This is a genomic window from Pseudomonas sp. 1L-C-7-B-C1 (assembly GCF_057291635.1).
In genome coordinates this window covers 226,368-246,873 of sequence record NZ_JBXAWH010000003.1, presented here as the reverse complement: position 1 = coordinate 246,873, position 20,506 = coordinate 226,368, and the positions used below count along the sequence as shown (strand labels likewise).

Here is a 20,506-nt window from a genome sequence, read left to right as displayed (position 1 = left end):
GTCATGGGCGCACAGTGGAAGGTCAAACACAAAGAAGCGGCAGCCAACGCCAAGGGGCGTATTTTCGGCAAGCTGTCCAAGGAAATCATGATTGCCGCGCGCTCCGGCGCTGACCCCGACATGAACGCGCGCCTGCGTCTGGTGGTCGAGCAAGCCAAAAAGGCGTCGATGCCTCGCGAAACTTTGGAGCGCGCCATCAAGAAAGGTGCCGGATTGCTCGGCGAGCACGTGCACTTCGAAAAACTCACCTACGAAGGCTTTGCGCCGCACAAAGTGCCGGTCATCGTGGAATGCCTGACCGACAACATCAACCGGACTGTCTCCGAGATCCGCGTGCTGTTCCGCAAGGGCCAACTGGGCGCTGAAGGTTCAATTGCCTGGGATTTCGACCACTTGGGCATGATCGATGCGGTTGCCGCATCACCCGAAGCCGACGCCGACGAGGCTGCCATCGAAGCGGGCGCTCAGGACGTTGAACAAGGCGAAGAGGGCGTTGCGACGTTTTACACCGACACCACCGACCTCGACGCCGTGTGCAAGGCGTTGCCTGAGTTCGGCTTCACCGTTGAGTCCGCCAAGATCGGCTACCGCCCGAAAAACCCGGTGGAAGGCCTGAGCGAAGAGCAGATGGCCGAGGTGGAAGCCTTCCTCGAAGCCATCGACAGCCATGATGACGTGCAAAACGTCTACGTCGGTCTGGCGGGGTAAGGCTGACCGGGCCAGTTGATTGAATTCGCTGGTTGTAGGACCGGCTTTAGCCGGGAAAGCGTCGGTGGGCACACCGCGAAACTCAGGATGTTCACGCTGGCCTCTTCCCGGCTAAAGCCGGTCCCACAGGTGCGCGGCGTGCTCAAAGCTGGGTCCCACAAGTTGCGCGGCGTGCTCATGACAGGGGCTCACTGACACGCCGCGTGCGGTTAGTGGGACCGGCTTCAGCCGGGAAAGCGTCGGTGGGCACACCACGAATATTCAGGCCTCAAAACTGCCGCTCGATCTCCGCAAAACCAGGCCGCTGCATCACATCAGCCTGCACGCACCGCCGCTCCAGCTCCCGCCACCTGGCAACTTGCGAATCATTATCCTCGCAGCAGTCCACCAATTCCCCCAGCAATATCCCGAACGCCCGCACCTCTATGCGCTCCAGCCTCCTGCCCGTTTCTTCATCCGGGTAGAACGCCGCCGCGCCGAAATCCCCCAGCAGACTGTCTCCGGACTCGTTCCAGAGAATGTTGTGGGCATACAGGTCGCCGTGGTTAATGCCGTGGCCGTGTAAATGGGCGCAGGCCGCTGCGATCCCGGCGGCCATGCGCTTCACGGTCGAAACGCTCAGTCGTGCGCCTGCGTAAGTGTCGCGTGTGCAGGATTCCAGGGTCGGCGGGCGGGCGAGGGTGAGGAAAGAAGGAGAAATCAGCGCCATCACCAGGCCGCGAGCGCCCTGCGGGTGGTCCTGAATCTGCCCGAGCACCGGAATCAGATGGTCATGACGCCCGGCCGCAATGCACGCCTGCATCTCGTTCAAGGGCGAGCCGTCGCTGGTGACGTCGCCCTTGTACAGCTTCACCGCAACGTCCAGCGCGGCGGCCTCTTCATTGGCACGCCATTGCGCCTGCTGGATTACACCGGACGCACCTTCGCCCAGCACCTGTTGCAGCGCCAGTTGCGGCCACGGAATCTGCCGGATCGGCTCTTCGGTGTGGATGTCGTTCAGCGGGTTGCCGGCAAACGCCAGCCAGGCCAGCGCGGGCATTTCCAGCAGCCAGCGCGGCAGTTCATGGAAATCGTTGACCGCGATCCGCACCAGTTCCAGGCGCTGGCAGCGTGCCAGTGATTCCGGCAATTGCCGCAGCCGGTTCCCTGCCAGCATCAGCTTCTGCAAGTGTGAACAGTCGCCTATCGCTTCGGGCAGGGTCTCGATGCAGTTATCGGTCAGCACCAGCGAGCGCAGCGAGGGTGGTAGCGCTTTAGCAGGCACATTGACGATCTTGCAGGCCTTGAACCCGACGAAGAACAGCTGCTCGCACTGGCCCAGGCATTCCGGCAGGCGGGTAAAGGGATTATTGGAACAGAACAGGATTTTCAGGCGCTTGAGGCGGTGGAGGTCGGCGGGCAGTTCGGTCAGCCGATTACCGCTGAGGTCCAGCACCTCCAGGGAATCGGCGAGGCTGAAGATTTCCTCAGGGAATTCGCCGAGGTCGGCACTGAGAGTGAGCCGCGTGATGCCTGCCAGTTTGCCGGCACGCAGGTCTGCAAGGGTGTGCATGGGGGGAAGGGCGCCAGTGATCAATGAGCGGCCATGATACCCAGTCGTCGGGGCCAGTGCTCGTTGGTCGCGGCGCGACGGGAGACGAATCAGCTCAGGCAGCGGTCCAGCAATTGATGCATCCGCTCAAGGGACGGTGCCGACTCGGCGTACAAAATGCGGTAAACCATGGGCGCCACAACAGCGTCGACCAGTTCATCGGCCGAGGGACTCTGTTCCCCGCGTTCCCGGGCCCGGTCGATGATGATCTGCAGTTGATCGCGAACCATGTTCAGGCACTTGCCGGAGCACAGGGTCGCGCTGCTGGCGACCACGTCGCGCATCATTTCGCGGCCTGGCGCCGAGTTCGTTTCTTCAAGATAGACATCAACCCACGTGCGCAAGTCGTCACGCAAGTTGCCGCAGTCCACGGGTTCGTCCGGACGCAGACGCTCGACAGCGGCATCGGCGAGCAGCGAAGTCAGGTCACCCCAGCGCCGATAGATGGTGGACGGCGTGACACCGGCGCGGGCCGCAATCATGGGCACGCTGAGGGCCGAACGCTCCTGCTCCTGAAGCAGATCGCGAACCGCCGCGTGAATCGATGTCTGCACCCGGGCACTGCGGCCGCCGGTGCGAATGCCTTCTTTGATAGCCATGCTGCGGACCCTAACACAAAGTATTTGCTTTAAGCAGACGCTGCTTGCACACTGCTAACGCTAATTCATAGCTTTTGTGGCGTGCTTTTTCGGGAGAGTGTACTCGTGTCTGATTCTTTGCAGAACCCGCAAGTCGATGGTCGGGGGACGAGCCACTTGGGATTTCTGGCGTTCGTGCTGCTGTGTTTCTTCGCGGCGTCCAGTGCGCCTACGCCGCTTTACCACCTCTATCAACAGGCGTGGGGCTTCTCTCCGGTGCTGTTGACGGTGATTTTTGCGGTCTACGCCCTGAGCCTTCTGGCAACGCTGCTGGTCTTCGGCTCGCTGTCGGATTATCTCGGACGTCGCCCGGTCATCTGGATCGGACTGCTGCTGGAGATCGTCTCGATGCTGCTGTTCATCGCCGCCACCGACGTCACCTGGCTGATCGCCGCCCGGGTGCTGCAGGGCGTGGCGACCGGCATTGCCACCAGCGCGTTGGGCGCCGCGATGCTCGACAGCGACGCGCAGCAAGGGCCGCTGCTCAACAGCATCACGCCGATGTTCGGCATGGCGCTGGGTGCACTGGGCACCAGTTCGCTGGTGGAATACGCGCCGCTGCCCATGGGCCTGGCCTATGGTTTGCTCCTCGCAGCATTCGTGGGCCAGGCGTTTTACCTGCTGCGGGTGGCTGAAACCGTGACGCCGCAGCCAGGCGTGCTGAAAACCCTGCGCCCGCGGCTTGCCGTGCCGGCGCAGGCGAGGGGAACGTTGTTACTGGTGTTGCCGGCCGACATCGCGGCCTGGGCGCTGGGCGGATTTTTCCTGTCACTGGCGCCGTCGCTGCTGACGGCCGCGACCGGTTCGACCTCGGTACTCAACGGCGGCTTTGCCGTGGCAGCGCTGACCCTCAGTGGCGCGATTTCTATCCATACCCTGCGCCTGCGCGCGCCCCGGCTGGCGTTGCTCGTGGGCTGCAGTTTTCTGGCGATCGGGGTTTCGGTGATTCTGGCGGCGGTGAACCTGGGCTGGTTGTGGCTGTTCTTCACCGGTGCCGTGGCGGCGGGGGTCGGCTTCGGGGCAAGTTTCCTCGGCGCCCTGCGGATGTTGCTGCCGCTGGCCCACGCCCACGAGCGGGGTGCGCTGATGGCGGCGTTTCTGGCCCTGAGTTATCTGGCGTTCTGCATTCCGGCGCTGCTGGCCGGCGTGTCGATCAAAACGGCGGGGCTGGTGACCACCACCAATGTCTACGGTGGCGTGGTGGTCTTGCTGGCGGTGTCGGCGCTGGCCGGTCTGCTGATTCAGCAGGCCGGCCGGGCCAGGGCTGCCTGATCCGCGTTACCGGTTATGACGCAGAATCGAAAAATTCAGCGCCGAGGCTATGGTGAGCCACACCAGATAGGGGAACAGGATCAACCCGGTGATGAGGTCCAGCTGAATCCCCAGCACGACCATGGCCGCGACCACCAGCCACAGCAGCGAAATGATGATCATGCCCGCCAGGATGCGGTGGGCGCCAAAGAACACCGGCGTCCACAGCGTGTTCAAGGCAATCTGCGCCGCCCACAACGCCAGCACGGTTTCGCTGCCGGGAATCAGGGTCAGGCGATAACCGGCCCAGGCCAGCAGCAGATAGATCGTCGTCCAGGCCACCGGAAACAACCAGTTTGGCGGGGTGAATCGTGGCTTTTGCAGCGATTCATACCAGCTGCCCGGCTTGAAAATGATGCCGGTGCTGGCCGCAGCGGCGCAGGCGATGAGGAAGATATAGAACGTCATGTGGGGTCCTTTGCTGAAACCATTCGAAGTGCAGGCCGTGGGGCCGTCTCGGCATTGGATACATCTGCGCGGGAAAAATCCTGTGCGTACTCAGAGAGATTGACCGCGAGTCAGCCGCGAGCCAGGTTAAGCCGTGCCCAACCCTCGGCATCGGTCACCGCAATACCGTGCCGCCCATTGAACGTCTGCGCCACATCCCACGCCACGCCTTGCCCCAGGGCGAACACCGCCCGGTACTTGCGCAGATTGTCGTCGGGCATTTCCTCAAGGGCCGCCAGTAACTGCTGCACGCTGGAGGCTCGGCGGCAGAATGTCCGTCCGGTAACGCGCTCAAGTACATCCGCCAGATCATCGTAGGTCAGGGTGTCGCCAGCGGTGTACACCACCTGATTGATCAAGCGAGGGCTGTGCAGGACGATCGCGGCGGTGAGGGTGCCGATGTCTTCCGGCGTGGTTACCGTCACCGCCGTGTCCAGACTGCCCAGGGCATTGACCCGCCCGGCCTGCAGATCCACCACCCCGAATGCCGGATCGAACAGAAAGCTGGTGAACATGCCGGTTGAGATGATCAGCCATTCCGTGCGGGACTGGGCGCGCAACAGGTCGCGCACCTCCAGTTGCTCATCGAAGAGGTCTTGGGGGCTGCCGCGTCCGATCACGTCGTAGTCGACACCGAATTGCCAAGGGACGTAGCGCTTGACGCCCGAAACGAGGGCAGCCTCTGTGAGCTTGCGCTGGGTGCCCCGACCGGCACCGAAACCCACGCAACTGATCACCGTGTCGAAGCGGCCGAGCACCGCCGCCAGTTCCGCCACCGAGGCGTCGGCGATGTCGGCCACCTCAATGGCTACACCGAGAGACCTGATTGCGGCGATTTCCTTTTGCTTTTCCAGAGACGGACTCTCCACGCGGGTCTGGCGCAGGAGCACGCTGATACTCCCTGATTCAGTCCCGCGCGCGGTCAGTCCACGCAGTACGGCAAGACCCAGTTCGCCGGCGCCGAGGACCAGAATGTGTTGTTTGACGTTTGAAATACCAGCCTGCATGGTGAGCCCCTGTTTGACGCACTTAACGTGAGGCTGGGGATCTTGTCATGGACATCGGCGGGCAAAAAGTAGGCACAGCGGTGATACCGAGCGGCCTGGATGCTCAGGAAATCGTTCGGCGTTCGCAGGACGCCTGTCGTGCGCTCAGCGACGATGAAGACGGGCTCAAGCGCGATATCCTCGGCCACTCCGGCAACCGGTGGTCACTGGGCGTGGTGCATGCGCTCGGCGTGAGCAGCCCGTTGCGTCACGCCGAGTTGCGGCGACAGCTGCACGGCGTCACCCAACGCATGCTGACCCACACACTGCGGCAGTTGGAGCGCGACGGGCTGATCAGTCGTCATGACTTCGGCGAGAAACCCTTGCGCGTCGAGTACGGGCTGACCGAACTGGGCATGGGCTTGCTGGTGCAGATGATCCCGCTGTGGACCTGGGTCATCGAACAGGCGGAGGGCTTTACGGCTGCGCGCGAACGCTACGACGCGCAGGTGAGGGGGGTTGCGGCCAATCCGGTCAGGACCGATCCGCCAGTTGGCTGAGCCGTGCCTGCACGGCGTCGTCAAAGATCATGTACAGCGTTTCTACATCGGCCGGGCGCAGGCGTTTGCTGGTCTCAAGGCTGAGGATGAAGCTGATTTCCATGGCGGCCTCGCGTTCGAGTTCTTCCTTGGTGGTGGCGGCGTTCAACGCGCGCACCAGATCATCGATCGCACCTTGAATGGGTTTGGGAAGCCGAAGTGCAGCGATTCGCTCTTGAGGCATTGTTGAGTCCTGGGGGTGTCGGGTTTTGCGGCGAACCGAAAGGCGTAAAGCCCTGGAGCCTGGGATCGGTGCGTATTGTGGCCGAGTTAGGGCGCAGATCCCACCAGCGGAAACAAAATAATGAAGTGACACCCCTTGCTGCCATCGCTTTCGGCGTTTTATTGCGATCAAGAGGGCCATCAAGTGCCCCCCCCACGTGAGGGGGGCGCTCCGGTTTATTTGCGCACGGGGGCGCCGCCGAATATCAACTGCTGAACCATCGGCTGGTTGACGAATCGGCCCGGGAATATCGGCTCCGGCGTGCTGGCCTCGTTCAGGCGCGCGACGTGTTCGGGGTTCAGACCCAACGCCAGAGCCCCAAGGTTGTCGTGGGCCTGGGCAAGGGTTCTTGCGCCCATGACCGGCGCGACCACCGCCGGGTTGAGGAGCGTCCAGGCCAGAGCCACCTGGGAGGGTGTGGCGCCGATGTCATGAGCGACGTCGACCACGGCGCTGGCGATCTGCAGGGACCGCTCGTTCATATGGCCCGACGAGCTGATCACTCCTTTGCGGGTCGCGGATACGCCGGCTTCGCTCGGTTGCTGCAAATCTTCTCGGGTGTATTTGCCGGTCAGAATGCCGCCGCCCAACGGCGACCACGGCAACACGCCAAGGCCCATCGCCTGTGCCATGGGCATCAGCTCATGCTCGACACTGCGCTCGACCAGGCTGTATTCGATTTGCAGGGCCACCAGCGGCGCCCAGCCCCTGAGGGTTGCGAGGGTCTGCAGCTCGGCGACTTTCCACGCCGGGGTGTTACAAATGCCGAGGTACAACACCTTGCCGGCGCGAACGAGGTCATCCAGTGCACGCATGACGTCATCGGCAGACGTGGTGAAATCCCACGCATGCAGGTAGAGCAGCTCGATCCGGTCGGTGTCCAGTTGCTTCAGGCTGGTCTCCACCGAACGAGTGAGGTTCATCCGATGATTGCCGCCGGAGTTGGGATCGCCCGGGTCGCGAGCCATGGTGTACTTGGTGGCGACCACCAGACGATCCCGTTTGTGCTTGAGAAACTGGCCGAGGATTCGCTCGGACGCGCCGTTGGTGTAGTTGACGGCGGTGTCGATGAAGTTGCCGCCGTGGTCGACGTAGGTGTCGAAAATCTGCCGGGCCTCGGCTTCATCGGAACCCCAGCCCCAGTCGGAGCCGAACGTCATGGTGCCAAGGGAAAGGGGTGAAACGCGCATCCCCGATCGTCCGAGCAGGCGGTAGTGGTCGAGTGCATTGAGAGTGGGCATGATGGCTTCCTTGAGTGATGGAGTGGAATGCTTCAGGGCCTCAGTCTGCCGAACACTGCGAATCACGCCGTAGGCGGATCGTCCCGCGCTCTTGCACGATTATCCGATCGGTGGCTTCTTTGCCGGCCTCTGCTTTATCCGTACAACGGAGCAACCATGACCGCGTTGTCCACACTGGTTGACCTCATCAGCCGCCATGCTGCAGAGGATGGCCTGCATTCAACGGCCATTCCGGGCGTAAGCCTGGCGCGGGCCGCTGCACCTACCGTGGCGATGCCAGTGGTCTACGAACCGACGCTGTGCCTCATCGCCCAGGGTCGCAAGCGCGTGATCGCCGGCGGCCGGTCTTTTGTCTACGACGCCGCCAGTTACCTGGTGGCCTCCATCGACGTTCCGGTCATGGGCTCGGTGATTGAGGCCAGCGAGCGCGAGCCTTACCTGTGTCTGGTGCTTGACCTGGACATGACGGCCCTGAGCGATCTGGCGTTGCGACACCCGGCGCCAGCTGACAGGAGCGCCGTGCCGGCGGCCGGTATCGAACTCAACGACACCAGTCCCGAGCTGTTCGAGGCGGCAGTGCGGCTTGCCCGCCTGCTGGACACGCCCCAACACATCGACGAGCTCGCACCCCTGGCCGTGCGCGAGATTCTCTACCGGTTGCTGACCGGCAGCGGCCACGGCGTGCTCCGCCAACTGGCCAACGCCGACAGCCGTCTGCGCCAGATTGCCAAGGCCATCGCCTGGCTGCGCGGGCATTACACGGAGGGCTGTCGGATCGAGGACATGGCCGAGGTGGCGGGCATGAGCCGCTCGACCTTTCACACGCATTTCAAAGCAGTAACGTCCATGAGCCCGCTGGCGTTTCGCAGTCAATTGCGACTGCAGGAAGCGCAACGGCTAATGGTGGCAGAGGCTGTTGATGCGGCGGCCGCTGGCTACCGCGTCGGGTATGAAAGCCCGTCGCAGTTCAGTCGGGATTACCGGCGCCTGTTCGGTGTGCCACCGGCACAGGATGCGCGACGTCTGCGTCAAGAGGCGCCGGTGGCCCTGTCCTGAGTTGACTCCGGTTTCAATCTCGAGAGGCCCACTGCACGACGCTCACCGGTGCCGGTGTGGCTCGGGTTTGTATCGCTCAAGTTACAAAAGTGTCCGCCGACACCCTGTTCAGGAAGTCTATTACTCACTTGAACAGGGAAGTGCCATGTCAGCGATTTCTTCGGTCATTTCAACCGCCCAGTTGATGCCGGTGATCAAGCCGGCGGCCACCGTCGCGCTCAATGAGAACGCCGCTGCTGCCACCACCAGTGCCACGCCGTCGTCCGTTGTCATGCTCGGACAGGACAACACGGTCAGCGCCCCGTTGGTCTACAACGTCCGAGGCCTGATGCCCGACGCCAGCGTCCCGCCGGCCTGGGAGTACACCCGGCAGGACAACGTCTCGCTGGCCATGACGGGCAATTTCAGCACCTCCGCTACTGCGGGTCGCTTCCAGGGCCTGGGTGCAACGCTGCTCAGTCAGTTGGCCCAGACCGGCCAGAATATTTCCCAATCGGTGCTGCGTTCCTCCACCGGTAAAGCGCTGGAGCCTGCAGAGCTCGCTGCTGCCCAGGACCGCCTGCGCAGTAATCCGGCCAACAGCATCAGCCTGACCCTGAAAACCGCCAGCGGCAAAACCATCGAGCTGAGCCTTTCCAGTCAGGACGACGGTCTGGCGGTGCAGGCCCAAGTGAGCGGCGGCGACCTCAGCGACGACGAGATGAGCGCACTGAACGCCATGGCGGACGGTTTTCAGTCGGCCATCGACGGCCTGACCTCGAAACCGCCGACCCTGAAGCTGGACGCCCTGACCCATTTCGACGCCAAGGCTTTCGCCTCCGTCGATTTGAAAACCAGCCTCAAGCTTGAAGACGGCAGCGCCCAGACCCTTGAACTGCACGCCGATGCCGACCAGCGTTCGGTGCGCATGAATGGCGCGCTGGGCAATCTCGATCTTTCGGTGGACCTGAAAAACGCGGCCATTCGTGGTGACAGCGGCCAGCAGGCCAGGGCGCTGGAGGGCTATGTCAGCCAGATCGACGCGGCGCGCAAACGCGGTGACGGCGACGCGCAGCTGCTGTCCATGTTCGAGGACGCGTTCAAAACGCTGCACTCCAATTACCCCGAAACCCGCGTTTCAGCAGCGCCGCAGACGGTGAGTTCCATCGAGCTGACCGACACGGACCACGGCCTGTTGACCGGGCTGGGCGACTTCAGCGCGTCGGTCAGCGAGAAGAGTGTCGAAGGCAACCCGGGTCGGCCCGGTGAGCTTGATTCCTTTGCCTATACCTTGTCCCAGGCGACCCAGTCCAAAGGCCGCGACCAATTGAATCGCACCATTGTCCAGGCCCAGCAATCCCAGCTCACGGCGAGTTTTCACAAGCCACTGCCCGGCGGGCAAAAGCTGGACCTGAGCACCGACCCGAAAACGCAGAATTACCTGTATTACCAGATCAGCGACCAGGCCAGCAGCAAGACCAGCATCGGCTATAAGAAAGGCGAGCTGGTGGACGCGACGGTGAGTCAGTCGGCCAGCCAGTCGACGCGTATTTCCAAGTATGTGCTGGGCCGCCTGGAAAAAGAGACGCACACGCCGATCTCCACCTCCAAGACCCAGAACTTCCTCAGCGTGCTGCAACAGGCGTTGCAACAGGACAAAGAAGCCAGACAGGGCCGCGGGACCTCGACCCTGAAAGACACCCTGGCCGGGATTCATGCCAGGGTGCTGCTGCAGAGCGAGCCGTCGAGGCTCAATGGCTGACAGCGCTACAGCCTCGGTTGTGCAGCGCGCTGTCCGACACCTTCCCGGCCAACGCCGCTCAAAAAGCCCGGCGCGCCGCCTGCGCCGCCGGGTCGTCGGCGGGTCCGACCACTGCATAGTTATAGCCACCGCCTGACCAGTAATCCGCTTGCAGGTCGCCGTCGCGACGGGAGCCACGGGGGAGCAGCTTGTTTAATTCGCCGGGCGGGCGGATGTAAAAACTCAAGGCGCGACCCTGTTCGTCCCGGTACACCACCATGGCTGCCGGGCCCTGTTCAGTGGTGGTGAGGCGTCCGCTGACCGGTTTAAACCCTGCCGACGCCAGATCCGGCAGCCGATTGGCCCGGGCGAAGTGGGTGTCGAGCCAGCCCTGTACGTCGCGGGTTTTCGTGGCGCTCCAATCGCTTGCCATCTCCGCGTTGCCCGCGAACAACCGGTAAGCCTGCACGGCATCGGCCATCGGCGGATTGGCGTGGCCTATGGACATATTCCTCGCTTGCCAGCCGCCGGCGCCGCCGAGACTCACGGCAACCAACAGCGCTGCCGCCGTTGCAATCCGACGCGTACGTTGCTGTGCGATCCGCCGGCGAATCGCGCTCGGGTCCAGCTGCGGATTGGGCATCCGATGCAGCTCGCCGCTCAATCCGGCGCGCAGGCTGTGGGCGTCCTGCTGCCAGCCTTGAAGCCGTTGCAACAACGCCGGGTTTGCGGCGAGGTAAGTGTCCATCGTCGCCCGGTCGGCCTCATTGAGCTGGCCATCGACGTAAGCATTAAGATCGCGTTCGCTAGGGGGCAGTGTGATCATTTGAGTATTCGCAGGGCAGGGGTGGTGATCTCGCCTTCGCTGAGCAGGCGCAACGCCTGACGCGCGCGGGACAAACGAGACATGACGGTGCCAATGGGCACATCGAGCATCAGCGCCACTTCCTTGTAGCTCAAGCCTTCGACCGAAACCGCCAGCAGCAGCGCGCGCTGTTCGGCGCTCAGGCTCTCGAACGCCTGCAACGTGGTCTGAGCCACGATCGTGCGCTCCGCCGACGGCGTGTGTGGGTCGTGCGAATTCCCGGTAAACAACTCCAACATCCGGCTATATCGGCGCGAGCGCCGATGGGCGTCGAGAAATTGCCTATAAAGAATGGAGAACAGCCACGCACGCAGGTCACCCTCGGGCCGTTTGCCGCTCCAGGATGACAGGGCTTTTTCGAGACTCGACTGGACCAGATCATCGGCACTGCTGGGGTCACGGGTCAGTGAAACCGCGAAACGGCGCAGGCGTGGCAGCAACTCGCGTAGTTGGTCATCGACATCGTGCATGGGCGTTTCCTGAGCGATCGACAGGATCGGTAGGCCGTAGTAGCGACCTGGCAAAGTAGAAAGACGCACAACGCAGCAAGATATTCCCTTGTTGCAGAAATAAAGTTCGGTGCCTGGAATAAAGACGTGCTCAGTGCGTCCCACATCACCCGCAGTTCAAGAGGCTAGAAGCCCGGAGTATTATCGATGATTGACCGTGAACCACCATCCCCCCGTAAACCGCCGTTGAGCACATCGGCAAAACTGGCGCGCCTGGGCGGCATTGGCCTGATCGTACTGATTGCTGCAGGTGCTTTCGCCTACGTCAATGGCAGCCTCGACCCACAGCGACTGACGCCGGCGCGCGTCGTTGACGTGTTCGAACGCAACAATGGTGTCCACCCCGGTTACCGTCGCAACCACCCGAAAGGCATCTGTGTTGCTGGCTACTTCGAGAGCAACGGCGCCGCTGCCAGCCTGTCCAAAGCTGAAGTTTTCGCCAGCGGGCGCACCCCGGTGATAGGGCGTCTGGCGGTGCCCACCGGCAACCCTTATTCCCCCGACAGCGCCGCGCCGTTGCGCAGCTTTGCCGTGCAGTTCACCCAGCCCAACGGTCAGCAATGGCGCACCGGCATGAACAGCATGCCGGTGTTTCCGGTCGCGACGCCCGAGGCGTTTGTCGATCTGCAGATCGCCACCGGGCCTGACCCGAAAACCGGCAAGCCCGACCCGGCGAAACCCCCGGCGTTCTTTGCCGCGCACCCGGAAGCCCAGCCGTTTCTGGCCTGGGTCAAGACCGCCAAGCCTTCGGCCAGCTTCGCCACTGAAACTTACAACAGCATCAACGCATTCGTGCTGGTGGATGCCAGCGGCAAGCGTCAGGCCGTGCGCTGGAGTCTGGTGCCGGAAGCCACGGATACGGCGCCTGCGCCCGACGCCAAGGAATATCTGGACAAGGACCTCAGCGAACGACTCGCCAGTGGCCCGCAACGCTGGAAGCTGGTGCTGACGCTGGCCAACCCTCAGGACCCGACCAACGATGCGTCCAAGGCCTGGTCCGGTGAGCACAAGACCGTCGACGCCGGGACGCTGGTCGTCAATGCCGACAGCCCGCAACTGAGCGGCGACTGCCGCGATATCAATTACGATCCGTTGATCCTGCCCAATGGTATTGAAGGCTCGGATGACCCGCTGCTCGCTGCGCGTTCGGCCGCCTACGCCGCGTCGTACATGCGTCGCACCGGTGAAGTCGATCAGCTGAAAGCCGAACCTGCCCAGGAGAAACAGCCATGAGTACGCCCGTCAAGCATTTCGCCCCACTGGCGCGGCTGTTGCACTGGCTAATGGCGCTGATGGTCATCGCCATGCTGTTCATCGGCGCCGGCATGGTCGCCTCGGTGTCCGAGCGGCACGAGTGGCTGCTGAACCTGCACAAGCCCTTGGGCATCGCGATTCTGCTGCTGGTCATCGTCAGGATCATCGTCCGTGTGACCACTCAGACGCCGCCGCTCCCGGCTGACTTGCCGGCCGTGCAGGCACTGGCGGCCAAGCTGTCCCATTACGTGCTGTACGCGCTGATGCTGGCGATGCCGCTGATTGGCTGGGCGATGATTTCCGCCGCCGGGGATCCGGTCATGCTCGGCAGTTCGGTGCGCCTGCCGTCCATCGTCTCGGCCAACCCGGACACCTTCGCGCTGCTGCGCAAGGCCCACGCCTATTTGGCGTACCTGTTTTTCCTGACAATTCTGGCGCATCTGGCCGCCGCGCTGTTTCACGGCTGGGTGAGGAGGGATGAGGTGCTGGACAGCATGCTGCGGGGGAAATCGCGGGATTAATGCGTGTCGTCACTGCGATTGACGCCATCGCCAGCGGGCACACCCTGCTGGCGATGCTGTTTCTGGATGCTGAGAACTGTCAGCTCACGCCTCAGCGCAGCACCGACACCATCTGCCCCAGCGTGGTCAGCACATCACGGGCCAGCTGTTTCGAGCGCTGGCCTGACCAGCCGGTGACGACATCCGGCGCGTCATCGTTGTCCTTGAACGGCATTTCCAGGGTCAGCGACAGGCACTTGTAGCGCTCGCCGACGCTGTTGCACGCCAGGTTCATGTTGGCCTGGCCCGGCGCCGATTTCGGATAGCCATATTTGCTTTGAAAGTCCCGGGTCAGGCCGCTCAACCGCGCGCGGAAATCCGCTTCCAGTTGCGCCTGCTTGTCGGTGTACCCCGGATTGCCTTCGCAGGCAGCGGTGAAGACGTAGGGGATTTCCTCATCGCCGTGGACGTCGAGGAACATGTCCACGCCATATTTTTCCATCTGCGCTTTGACGAAGAACACTTCCGGGCTGAGCTCGGGGGTCGTGTCCTGCCATGCGCGATTAAGGTCCTTGCCGTGGGCGTTGGTGCGCAGATGCCCGTGGAACGAACCGTCCGGGTTCATGTGCGGCACCAGATACAGGTCCGCCGAGGCCAGCAAGGCCTGCAACTCAGGGTCGTTTTCCTGTAGCCGTTCGATGATGCCTTCCATGAACCACTCGGCCATGTGCTCGCCGGGGTGCTGCTGCGCGATGATCCAGATGTTGCGTTTGCCCGCAGCGCCGTCGCCCTTGCGCAGCAGCGGAATGTCTCGGCCCTCGACGCTCTTGCCGGTGGCCAGCAGCTCGGTGCCGGCCTTGTTCAGCGCCTCTTCCACCAGCCAGTCGTGGCGCTCGCGGCTGTAGGGTTCGAAGTAGGCGAACCACACCTGGGATTCGCTGGGCGTCAGCTCGAAGTTCAGCGCCTTGCCGTTGAACTGGCTCGGTACGCGGAACCAGGTTTTCTGGTCGTAGGAGGCCACTGCGTTGTAGCCGGTCCAGGCGCCGTTGTAGCTGGACTCGCCGGCGTTGGTCAGGCTGAAGCCGTGGGGCTCGCCGATGTGCAGGCCTTCAGCCTTGAAATGGAACCACTGGAAGTGCGCGCTCTTGGTGTCAGGGCGAATCGCCAGTTGCACCGCTTTCGGGTTGCTGGCGTCGAGCATGACGATGTTACCGCTGTCGAAATCGGCGGAGATGGTAAGGGCGGTTTGAGTCACGGGAGCGTCCTGAGTACGTGGTTATCATTGCGAGGCCGTCGCAACGCCATCGGGAGGCAATCGACGCAGGGCCTGATTGTCTCGCTGGGCTGTTATGACGGTTACTTTACACGCATCAGGTTGAAGGACCGCGACAGAATATTTCGCGAAAGAGTCAGGGTTTGCCTCAGCTGTAGGCCTCGGCGGTGACCAGCAGACCACACAGCAGCACCGTGACCAGCAACCAGCCGACGTAGGCGCGCGGTTTGCGCCGATGCCAACCACTGGCACCCAGAATCGCGGCCGGTGCATGGAGCGTGCGCCAGAACTGCTCGCTGTGCTGAAACGCCGCCAGGTGCCGAGGGTCGGCGTCGAGCCAGTGACGAAACTCGATGCGCTGACTGGCCGTGGCCTGGGGACTTTGCAGGTGCACGTACCAGCGCAACGCTTGCAGCAGAATCGCACGGGACGGGTCATGTCCGGCGGTCTCGCTGACGCAGTGCTCAAGCGCAACCGTCATGCAGCGTTCGACGGTGCTGGCGTCCACGTCAAGCAGGCGGGCGATATCGGTGTAAGACAGGTCGTCGAGGCGGCTCAGCAGAAAGACCTGCTGAACCCTGCGCGGCAGACGCTGCAGACGGCGTCGGTACAGGTCGGTTTCGGCGCTTGTGCCCAAGGCGGGCGACACGGGAGAGTTGGTTATCAACGAGTCGAGGAGCTGAGTCATGGCGTCTTGCTCACTGTTTGAATAGCGGCGGTCGCGGAAAACAACGTCGTGAATTCGGAAGTTCTTACTGAATGTGTCAATTTTTGACAGCGGCAACAGCCCATCGCTCGATCCATTTGCTATGATGCGCGCCATCGAAAAGACAGATCACTGTCGAACCCTCTTCATTAGCCTGAAGACGCAACACCCGACCGAACCCAGACCCGAAAAGGGCATAAAAAAAAGACCCGGCTATGAGCCGGGTCAAAAACCGTGATTAGCCTGATGAGGAGATAATCCGGAAGCCGACCTAAGGCTTCTGGGTTACCAACCAGTCTCGCGACCGGTTGCGCTCAATAATAATCATTCCCATTTGAGAGTCAATGCTTTTTTCGCGCCCCAGTGAAAAGAGTTTTCCCGTGGGCGGCTTTTGCCTCCGCCTCAGTCCATCGGCAGCCTAGTCGATTGGCAATTCTGTCGTGCGCTTCACCACGCTCATCGCAATGTTCGAATGCGCTTCGTGCACATGGGGGCTCTGCAGCAGGTGATCGCGCAGAAATCGCTCGTAGCTGGCGATGTCCTGCACCACCACCTTGAGCAGGAAATCCATGTCCCCGGCCATGGTGTAGCACTCCAGCACTTCGCGAAATCCGGTGATCGCCTCTTCAAATTCGGTCAGGTATTTGCGCCCGTGGCCGGACAGCTTGACGTCGACGAACACGGTCATGGTCAGCCCGAGCTTGGCCGGGTTAAGCAGGGCGACCTTGCGTTCGATGATGCCTTCTTCTTCCAGACGATTGATGCGCCGCCAGCAGGGGGATTGGGAGAGTTCGACACGCTCGGCGATCTCCGCGGCGGAGAGATTGGCGTCGTGCTGCAACAGACGGAGGATCTTGCGATCGATGGGGCTGAGCTTAACCTGCATGAATTGACCCTTTTTTATTCTTGAACGGGAACGGGCATGCACGATATGAGCAGATTTGCATCGATTTAGGAAGAAAAAGCCTCCGTCGGGCAGGCAGTATTTTGTCTGTGACCGTTGGGCTGAACCGTCCTGACGGCGAGGCGCTCGTAAGGCTGCAAACGCCGCTGGCGCCGCATTCAAAACGCACTAATAAAAATAAAGGAGTGCCTGAATGTCCCTGGCCGATATTCGTCTGGACGATAAGTACCGACTCGCAACCGGCAATCTGTACCTGACCGGAACCCAGGCGCTGACCCGCCTGCCGATGCTGCAGAAGCAGCGCGACGAAGCCCGCGGGCTCAACACCGCCGGCTTTATCTCGGGCTATCGCGGCTCGCCGCTGGGCAACCTCGACAAGAGCCTCTGGGACGCCAAGGATTATCTCCAGCAGAACGCCATTCATTTCCAGCCCGGCGTCAACGAAGAGCTCGCCGCGACGGCGGTCTGGGGCAGTCAGCAAGTCAATCTATTCCCACACGGCAAATACGACGGCGTCTTCGCCCTGTGGTACGGCAAGGGACCGGGCGTTGACCGTTGCGGCGACGTGTTCAAGCACGGCAACTCGGCCGGCGTCGCCGAAAAGGGCGGGGTGCTGATCCTCGCCGGCGACGACCACGGCTGTAAATCCTCGACCATTGCGCACCAGAGCGAACACGCCTTCATCGCCTCGATGATCCCGGTGCTCAACCCCAGCAACGTCCAGGAAATCCTCGATTACGGCATCATCGGCTGGGAGCTTTCGCGCTACAGCGGTTGCTGGGTGGCGATGAAAACCATCGCCGAAAACGTCGATTCCTCGGCCGTGGTTGAGGTCGATCCGCTGCGCATCCAGACGCAGATCCCCGAAGACTTCCAGATTCCCGAAGGCGGCCTGCACATTCGCTGGCCCGACCCGCCCCTCGCTCAAGAGGCGCGCCTCAACACCTATAAAATCTACGCCGCCCGCGCGTTCGCCCGGGCCAACAATCTCAACAAGGTGGTGATCGATTCGCCACAGCCGCGCCTGGGCATCATTACCACCGGCAAGTCGTACCTCGACGTGCGTCAGGCCCTGGAAGAGCTGGGCATCGACGAAGACCTGTGCGCGTCGGTGGGCATTCGTGTGCTCAAGGTCGGCATGAGCTGGCCGCTGGAGCCGGTGTCGGTGCACGGCTTCGCGGAAGGCCTGGACGAGATCCTGGTGGTCGAGGAAAAACGCAGCGTGATCGAGGATCAGCTCACCGGTCAGCTGTACAACTGGCCGGTGGATCAGCGCCCCCGTGTGGTCGGTGAGTTTGATGAAGAAGGCCGTTCGCTGTTGCCGAACCTGGCCGAACTGACGCCGGCGATGATCGCCCGGGTCATCGCCAAACGCCTTGCGCCGATCTACAGCAGCCCGAAAATCGACGCCCGCCTGCAGTTTCTCGCCGACAAGGAGAAAGCCCTGGCCGCGCCGCTGTTCAAGACCCAGCGCACGCCGCACTTCTGTTCAGGCTGCCCGCACAACACCTCGACCCGCGTACCGGAGGGCAGTCGCGCCCTGGCCGGTATCGGCTGCCATTACATGACGATCTGGATGGACCGGGAAACCGAGACGTTCACCCAGATGGGCGGCGAGGGCGTGACCTGGATCGGCCAGGCGCCGTTCACCGAAACGCCCCACGTGTTTCAGAATCTGGGCGACGGCACCTACTTTCACTCCGGGCATCTGGCGCTGCGGGCGGCGGTCGCGTCCAAGGTCAACATCACCTACAAGATTCTCTATAACGACGCCGTCGCCATGACCGGCGGCCAGCCCATCGACGGCGTCTTGCGCGTCGATCAGCTCAGCCGGCAGGTGTTCAACGAGGGCGTACAGCGTATTGCCCTGGTCTCGGACGAGCCGGAGAAATACCCGAGCCGCGAGCAGTTTGCGCCGATTACCACTTTCCACCATCGCAGCGATCTGGACGCGGTGCAGCGCGAGTTGCGTGAGTTCAAAGGCGTGTCGGTGATTATTTACGATCAGACTTGCGCCACGGAAAAACGCCGTCGCCGCAAGCGCGGCACGATGGTCGATCTGGACAAGCGCGCCATCATCAACCCGGCCGTGTGCGAAGGCTGCGGCGATTGCGGCGTCAAGTCGGGCTGTCTGTCGGTGCTGCCGAAGGAAACTCCGGAAGGGCGCAAGCGCGAGATCGACCAGAGCGCGTGCAACAAGGACTTCAGCTGCGTCGAGGGTTTTTGCCCAAGCTTTGTGACCGTCCACGGCGGCAAGCTGCGCAAGCCGCAGTTGCCCAAGCAGGCCCAGGCGTTCGCTGAACTGCCGCAGCCGACGCTGCCAAGCCTCGCTGAGCCCTACAACATTCTGTTGCCGGGAGTGGGCGGTACGGGCGTGACCACCGTGGGTGCGATGCTCGGTTACGCGGCCAATCTGGAAGGCAAGGGCTGCAGCGTGCTCGACCAGGCCGGTCTGGCACAAAAGTTCGGCCCGGTGGTCAGCCACATTCGTATCGCCGCGCGCCAGGAAGATCTGTTCGCCGTGCGCATCGCGGCCGGTGAGGCGCATCTGCTGCTGGGTTGTGATCTGCTGGTGGCATCAGGCCCTGATGCCATCGCCAAGCTCAACAGCGCAAAAACCCATGCGGTCATCAACAGTCAGCAGACGCCGACCGCTGAGTTCACCCGAAACCCCGACGCGGAGTTCCCCGCCGAAGCGATGATGCAGACCATCCGCGAAGCCGTCGGCGCCGACAAAACGCACTTTGTGCAGGCGACGGACCTGGCGACCAAATTGATGGGCGACAGCATTGCCAGCAACCTCTTTATGCTGGGTTATGCCTTTCAGCTGGGGCTGATTCCGTTGACCTCTGCGGCCATCGAAAAAGCCATCGAGCTTAACGGCGTGGCGGTCAATCTGAACCAGCAAGCGTTTCTGTGGGGGCGCCGTGCAGCGTTTGACCTCCCTGCGGTGCAAGCGGCCGCCAATCCGCAGAGCCAGCCAACGCCGGACCCCGAACACCTGACCCTTGAGGAGCGCGTCACACGCAACGTCCATGGTTTGATCGCCTATCAGAACGGCGCGTTGAGCGAGCGTTACCTGACGCTGGTGAATCGGGTGCGGGATGCCGAAGCGCGGCTGTTCCCGGGCCAGCCGCCTGCGTTGACCGAGGCGGTGGCCTTCAACTACTTCAAGCTGCTGGCCTACAAGGACGAGTACGAAGTGGCGCGGCTGTACAGCAACGGCGACTTCACCCGTCAGCTTGAAGCGCAGTTTGAGGGCGATTACCGCATCGAGTTTCACTTGGCACCGTCCTGGCTGGCCAAGCGTGATCCGAAGAGTGGCGTGCCGCGCAAACGCAGCTTCGGGCCGTGGATGTTGAAGGCATTCGATGTGCTGGCGCGTTTCAAATTCCTGCGCGGCACGGTGCTCGATCCGTTCGGCCGCAGCGTCGAGCGTCGCCAGGAGCGCGAGCTGATTGATGCGTACGTGGGCGACATCGAGCTGATCCTCGGCCACCTGAGCGCGAGCAACCGGCAAACGGCACTGAGTCTTGCGCGGCTCCCGGAACGCATTCGCGGTTATGGTCACGTCAAGGAAAGCGCCATGAAGGCAGGGGCACTGCAGGCGGCGCGGATGCGCCAGAGCCTGGTCAGTGGCGAAGTTGAAGTGCTTAAGTTGTATGAGGTAGCGGCATAAGGAATGGGAGGAGGTCGGTCAGGCCTCCTCCTACCGCAATGGATGCATCGCTTGGTAGGACTGGCTTTAGCCGGGAAGAGGCCAGTGTGCGCACCCTCAATCTCGCGGTGCAACCACTGTCGCCTTCCCGGCTAAAGCCGGTCCTACATTTGAGTTCACGCTCGATCTCATTGCATGCCCGCGATGCGTGGGTGAAACCCACACAATCTCACTGGTTGCACGCTGTGCAATAGTAGGACCGGCTTTAGCCGGGAAGAGGCCAGTGTTAACACCCTCAATTGTGTGGTGTCCCCACT

Annotated in this window: 19 protein-coding genes; 8 read left to right on the top strand and 11 right to left on the bottom strand. The window is 62.4% G+C overall.

Annotated elements, in window-relative coordinates; translation table 11 throughout:
- The first annotated feature begins 3 nt into the window (after window positions 1-3).
- Window positions 4-708 carry a YebC/PmpR family DNA-binding transcriptional regulator gene (locus tag AC0Z8Z_RS06620; protein WP_485618507.1) on the top strand — a complete coding sequence of 235 codons (705 nt, stop codon included), beginning with the start codon at window positions 4-6 and terminating at the stop codon, window positions 706-708.
- Between the two features lie 268 nt (window positions 709-976).
- Here AC0Z8Z_RS06620 and AC0Z8Z_RS06615 read toward each other — a convergent pair whose 3' ends face one another.
- Together AC0Z8Z_RS06615 and AC0Z8Z_RS06610 are read right to left on the bottom strand one after the other, a co-directional pair.
- Complete coding sequence (locus AC0Z8Z_RS06615; RefSeq protein ID WP_485618506.1) at window positions 977-2,260, bottom strand: leucine-rich repeat-containing protein kinase family protein; 1,284 nt, start codon at window positions 2,258-2,260, stop codon at window positions 977-979.
- Between the two features lie 89 nt (window positions 2,261-2,349).
- Window positions 2,350-2,898, bottom strand: coding sequence for a TetR/AcrR family transcriptional regulator (locus AC0Z8Z_RS06610; protein WP_485618505.1), 549 nt, complete (start codon window positions 2,896-2,898; stop codon window positions 2,350-2,352).
- Between the two features lie 105 nt (window positions 2,899-3,003).
- Between AC0Z8Z_RS06610 and AC0Z8Z_RS06605 the strand changes: the two genes are divergently transcribed.
- Window positions 3,004-4,209, top strand: a complete 1,206-nt coding sequence (locus tag AC0Z8Z_RS06605; protein ID WP_485618504.1) for an MFS transporter — start codon at window positions 3,004-3,006, stop codon at window positions 4,207-4,209.
- A 6-nt stretch (window positions 4,210-4,215) separates the two neighbouring features.
- Here the strand turns inward: AC0Z8Z_RS06605 and tspO are convergent, their stop codons facing one another.
- Window positions 4,216-4,656 carry a tryptophan-rich sensory protein TspO gene (gene tspO, locus AC0Z8Z_RS06600; protein ID WP_485618503.1) on the bottom strand — a complete coding sequence of 147 codons (441 nt, stop codon included), beginning with the start codon at window positions 4,654-4,656 and terminating at the stop codon, window positions 4,216-4,218.
- A gap of 110 nt (window positions 4,657-4,766) precedes the next feature.
- The gene (locus AC0Z8Z_RS06595; protein WP_485618502.1) at window positions 4,767-5,702 is read right to left on the bottom strand and encodes an aromatic alcohol reductase; all 936 of its coding nucleotides are present in this window, start codon (window positions 5,700-5,702) and stop codon (window positions 4,767-4,769) included.
- Window positions 5,703-5,749: 47 nt separating this feature from the next.
- Between AC0Z8Z_RS06595 and AC0Z8Z_RS06590 the strand changes: the two genes are divergently transcribed.
- The gene (locus tag AC0Z8Z_RS06590) at window positions 5,750-6,241 is read left to right on the top strand and encodes a winged helix-turn-helix transcriptional regulator (protein WP_485618501.1); all 492 of its coding nucleotides are present in this window, start codon (window positions 5,750-5,752) and stop codon (window positions 6,239-6,241) included.
- Here AC0Z8Z_RS06590 and AC0Z8Z_RS06585 read toward each other — a convergent pair.
- Window positions 6,216-6,464 (bottom strand): hypothetical protein, encoded by a 249-nt coding sequence (locus tag AC0Z8Z_RS06585; RefSeq protein ID WP_485618500.1) that lies wholly within the window; start codon window positions 6,462-6,464, stop codon window positions 6,216-6,218. The two genes, AC0Z8Z_RS06590 and AC0Z8Z_RS06585, sit on opposite strands and share 26 nt — an antisense overlap.
- 215 nt (window positions 6,465-6,679) lie before the next feature.
- A complete protein-coding gene (locus AC0Z8Z_RS06580) occupies window positions 6,680-7,744 on the bottom strand; it encodes an aldo/keto reductase (protein ID WP_485618499.1) in 1,065 nt (354 codons plus the stop codon).
- 156 nt (window positions 7,745-7,900) lie between these two features.
- Here AC0Z8Z_RS06580 and AC0Z8Z_RS06575 point away from each other — a divergent pair, with 156 nt between their 5' ends.
- The gene (locus tag AC0Z8Z_RS06575; RefSeq protein ID WP_485618498.1) at window positions 7,901-8,800 is read left to right on the top strand and encodes an AraC family transcriptional regulator; all 900 of its coding nucleotides are present in this window, start codon (window positions 7,901-7,903) and stop codon (window positions 8,798-8,800) included.
- A gap of 145 nt (window positions 8,801-8,945) precedes the next feature.
- Window positions 8,946-10,541 (top strand): lactate dehydrogenase, encoded by a 1,596-nt coding sequence (locus AC0Z8Z_RS06570; protein ID WP_485618497.1) that lies wholly within the window; start codon window positions 8,946-8,948, stop codon window positions 10,539-10,541.
- A 58-nt stretch (window positions 10,542-10,599) separates the two neighbouring features.
- On the opposite strand, the gene AC0Z8Z_RS06565 is transcribed toward AC0Z8Z_RS06570, so the two are convergent.
- Together AC0Z8Z_RS06565 and AC0Z8Z_RS06560 are read right to left on the bottom strand one after the other, a co-directional pair.
- Complete coding sequence (locus AC0Z8Z_RS06565) at window positions 10,600-11,346, bottom strand: anti-sigma factor family protein (RefSeq protein ID WP_485618496.1); 747 nt, start codon at window positions 11,344-11,346, stop codon at window positions 10,600-10,602.
- Window positions 11,343-11,855 (bottom strand): RNA polymerase sigma factor, encoded by a 513-nt coding sequence (locus tag AC0Z8Z_RS06560; RefSeq protein WP_485618495.1) that lies wholly within the window; start codon window positions 11,853-11,855, stop codon window positions 11,343-11,345. The genes AC0Z8Z_RS06565 and AC0Z8Z_RS06560 overlap by 4 nt, the downstream gene beginning before the upstream one ends.
- A gap of 186 nt (window positions 11,856-12,041) precedes the next feature.
- Between AC0Z8Z_RS06560 and AC0Z8Z_RS06555 the strand changes: the two genes are divergently transcribed.
- Window positions 12,042-13,127 (top strand): catalase family peroxidase, encoded by a 1,086-nt coding sequence (locus AC0Z8Z_RS06555; protein WP_485618494.1) that lies wholly within the window; start codon window positions 12,042-12,044, stop codon window positions 13,125-13,127.
- On the top strand, window positions 13,124-13,669 hold the full coding sequence (locus tag AC0Z8Z_RS06550) for a cytochrome b (RefSeq protein ID WP_485618493.1): 546 nt from the start codon (window positions 13,124-13,126) through the stop codon (window positions 13,667-13,669). The genes AC0Z8Z_RS06555 and AC0Z8Z_RS06550 overlap by 4 nt, the downstream gene beginning before the upstream one ends.
- Before the next feature lie 91 nt (window positions 13,670-13,760).
- On the opposite strand, the gene AC0Z8Z_RS06545 is transcribed toward AC0Z8Z_RS06550, so the two are convergent.
- From AC0Z8Z_RS06545 to AC0Z8Z_RS06535, 3 genes are all read right to left on the bottom strand, one after another.
- On the bottom strand, window positions 13,761-14,903 hold the full coding sequence (locus tag AC0Z8Z_RS06545) for a M14 family metallopeptidase (protein ID WP_485618492.1): 1,143 nt from the start codon (window positions 14,901-14,903) through the stop codon (window positions 13,761-13,763).
- A 166-nt stretch (window positions 14,904-15,069) separates the two neighbouring features.
- Window positions 15,070-15,609, bottom strand: coding sequence for a FecR/PupR family sigma factor regulator (locus AC0Z8Z_RS06540; RefSeq protein ID WP_485618491.1), 540 nt, complete (start codon window positions 15,607-15,609; stop codon window positions 15,070-15,072).
- Between the two features lie 436 nt (window positions 15,610-16,045).
- Entirely contained in the window at window positions 16,046-16,513 is a 468-nt protein-coding gene (locus AC0Z8Z_RS06535) for an Lrp/AsnC family transcriptional regulator (protein ID WP_282373096.1), read from the bottom strand.
- A gap of 211 nt (window positions 16,514-16,724) precedes the next feature.
- On the opposite strand from AC0Z8Z_RS06535, the gene AC0Z8Z_RS06530 reads away from it, so the two are divergent.
- A complete protein-coding gene (locus tag AC0Z8Z_RS06530; RefSeq protein WP_485618490.1) occupies window positions 16,725-20,210 on the top strand; it encodes an indolepyruvate ferredoxin oxidoreductase family protein in 3,486 nt (1,161 codons plus the stop codon).
- Window positions 20,211-20,506 lie beyond the last annotated feature (296 nt).

Excerpts from the sequence above, each read along its gene's own strand:
- AC0Z8Z_RS06620 (WP_485618507.1), top strand. The coding sequence starts at position 4 with ATGGGCGCACAGTGGAAGGTCAAACACAAAGAAGCGGCAGCCAACGCC.
- AC0Z8Z_RS06615 (WP_485618506.1), bottom strand. The coding sequence starts at position 2,260 with ATGCACACCCTTGCAGACCTGCGTGCCGGCAAACTGGCAGGCATCACG.
- AC0Z8Z_RS06610 (WP_485618505.1), bottom strand. The coding sequence starts at position 2,898 with ATGGCTATCAAAGAAGGCATTCGCACCGGCGGCCGCAGTGCCCGGGTG.
- tspO (WP_485618503.1), bottom strand. The coding sequence starts at position 4,656 with ATGACGTTCTATATCTTCCTCATCGCCTGCGCCGCTGCGGCCAGCACC.
- AC0Z8Z_RS06595 (WP_485618502.1), bottom strand. The coding sequence starts at position 5,702 with ATGCAGGCTGGTATTTCAAACGTCAAACAACACATTCTGGTCCTCGGC.
- AC0Z8Z_RS06590 (WP_485618501.1), top strand. The coding sequence starts at position 5,750 with ATGGACATCGGCGGGCAAAAAGTAGGCACAGCGGTGATACCGAGCGGC.
- AC0Z8Z_RS06585 (WP_485618500.1), bottom strand. The coding sequence starts at position 6,464 with ATGCCTCAAGAGCGAATCGCTGCACTTCGGCTTCCCAAACCCATTCAA.
- AC0Z8Z_RS06580 (WP_485618499.1), bottom strand. The coding sequence starts at position 7,744 with ATGCCCACTCTCAATGCACTCGACCACTACCGCCTGCTCGGACGATCG.
- AC0Z8Z_RS06575 (WP_485618498.1), top strand. The coding sequence starts at position 7,901 with ATGACCGCGTTGTCCACACTGGTTGACCTCATCAGCCGCCATGCTGCA.
- AC0Z8Z_RS06570 (WP_485618497.1), top strand. The coding sequence starts at position 8,946 with ATGTCAGCGATTTCTTCGGTCATTTCAACCGCCCAGTTGATGCCGGTG.
- AC0Z8Z_RS06565 (WP_485618496.1), bottom strand. The coding sequence starts at position 11,346 with ATGATCACACTGCCCCCTAGCGAACGCGATCTTAATGCTTACGTCGAT.
- AC0Z8Z_RS06560 (WP_485618495.1), bottom strand. The coding sequence starts at position 11,855 with ATGCACGATGTCGATGACCAACTACGCGAGTTGCTGCCACGCCTGCGC.
- AC0Z8Z_RS06555 (WP_485618494.1), top strand. The coding sequence starts at position 12,042 with ATGATTGACCGTGAACCACCATCCCCCCGTAAACCGCCGTTGAGCACA.
- AC0Z8Z_RS06550 (WP_485618493.1), top strand. The coding sequence starts at position 13,124 with ATGAGTACGCCCGTCAAGCATTTCGCCCCACTGGCGCGGCTGTTGCAC.
- AC0Z8Z_RS06540 (WP_485618491.1), bottom strand. The coding sequence starts at position 15,609 with ATGACTCAGCTCCTCGACTCGTTGATAACCAACTCTCCCGTGTCGCCC.
- AC0Z8Z_RS06535 (WP_282373096.1), bottom strand. The coding sequence starts at position 16,513 with ATGCAGGTTAAGCTCAGCCCCATCGATCGCAAGATCCTCCGTCTGTTG.
- AC0Z8Z_RS06530 (WP_485618490.1), top strand. The coding sequence starts at position 16,725 with ATGTCCCTGGCCGATATTCGTCTGGACGATAAGTACCGACTCGCAACC.